Raw genomic sequence first — 1,602 nt, 5'->3', positions numbered from 1 at the left:
TGCAACTTCTGAGAAACTACGGCACTTGTGAGCAACAACAACGAAAGCGTGATCGAGTTCGAAACTTGGAGCTCCCTTTCGGTCTGACGGTAGCAATCTTTTCACTTCATAACAATTCGAACTCGTCCACGCGATTCAATGGGGTGCGGCTTGCCGGTGGCGGTTTCCCCTTGATATCCAGAGGCGGAAAGAAAACGTAACGCGTAAACCGCCTTAGGGGTGTCGGCTTAGTTCAAGTTGAGATATATCGCGGCCATAATACTGTTATCGAACCGCCGGTCGGAGTGATGCACAAAAAAACGAGCGTTTGCGCAAGTAAAGACAGGTATGTTCCGCGTATATCTTGGATAGCCGCCGAGTTCGGGAGACTTCGTAACTGTTGCATTCAGAAGGAAGCGAACGGATGGCCTCAGCGCTTTTTCGGAAAAAATTCTGCCCTCCGGCAGAGCGGTGGAATGTCAGGTGTTGCAACGATCTTATTTCTCTGCAAATATAGGTGCATATGCACATAACTAGCTGGAGTGATGCTGTGGTCGCAAGAATTGACGTAGAATTTCCAGGAGAAGGCAACGTTCAGATATCAGCGTGGCTCTATCTCCCGGATTCCACTGGACCGCACCCTGCCATTACGATGGCACACGGATATGGAGGAACCCGCGATCACGGGATCGAACCCTTCGCAGAAGCGTTTGCTTCCGCAGGTTTTGCGGTCCTTCTTCACGATCATCGGGGTTTTGGAAGAAGCGGCGGGGAGCCCAGGCAGGACATTGACCCTTGGCAACAGATCGCTGATTGGCGCCGGGCAATCTCCTACTTGGAAACTCGTCCGGAAATTGATCCGACCAAGATTGGCTTGTGGGGAACAAGCTACGCCGGCGGGCATGCAATTGTACTCGGCGCGACAGACCGAAGACTTCGTTGCGTAGTTTCGCAAGTGCCAACGATCAGCGGTCATGAACAGTTCCTGAGGCGCATAAACCCTGATGCTTTTCCTGCGTTCGATGAGATGCTTGCGCAAGAGGATCGGAGCCGGCTGCGCGGTGACCCCCTTCAATACCAAGCCCTTGTAAGTGACGACATCTCCGTAGTTGCGGCTTATCGTTCCAAAGAAGCCATTGAGTTCTACACTCAGCCGATCCCAGCCGGGATTTGGGAGAATACGGTAACGATCCGTTCCACACGAAGCGCTCGCATGTACGAGCCTGGTGTGTGGATATCGCGCATCGCTCCGACACCCTTTCTGATGGTCGTGGCGTCCGAAGATAAGGTGACACTTACGGAGGTTGAACTGGCTGCCTATGAGCGTGTGTTTAAGCATGGAATGTTGACCCCATTGGCGGGGTGATACTTATCCAATTTTGACCCCTCCCTGATTTCATCGGACCATCCTGCTTTTGAGCGGATGGAGTGGGGAGTTGAAGAGAGTGGATACGATTGCGCGTGTCCGGCGAGCCTTCCATGTTCAGGGTTGGTCGGTAAAGAAGATCGCCAGGGAGCTGAATGTTTCGCGGAACACGGTCCGCAAGATTGTCCGCTCCGATGTCACCGAGTTTACCTATAAGCGCGAGCGTCAACCGCTGCCCCGGATCGGAGCCTGGAGAG

General features: G+C 53.3%; 2 protein-coding genes. Both read left to right on the top strand.

Annotated features, from left to right (window positions below; all coding sequences use genetic code 11):
• Positions 1-529 precede the first annotated feature (529 nt).
• Positions 530-1,345: an alpha/beta hydrolase gene (locus GH784_RS27010; protein WP_323131500.1), complete on the top strand. Its 816-nt coding sequence runs from the start codon at positions 530-532 to the stop codon at positions 1,343-1,345.
• A gap of 70 nt (positions 1,346-1,415) precedes the next feature.
• A partial coding sequence (locus GH784_RS27005) for a helix-turn-helix domain-containing protein (protein WP_246670501.1) occupies positions 1,416-1,602 on the top strand: 187 nt, incomplete at its 3' end.

This window comes from Agrobacterium tumefaciens, from assembly GCF_009649785.1.
Taxonomy (GTDB): Bacteria; Pseudomonadota; Alphaproteobacteria; order Rhizobiales; family Rhizobiaceae; genus Agrobacterium; species Agrobacterium tumefaciens.
Note: the sequence above shows the minus strand (reverse complement) of the source record. Positions and strands in the feature narration are given on the sequence as shown.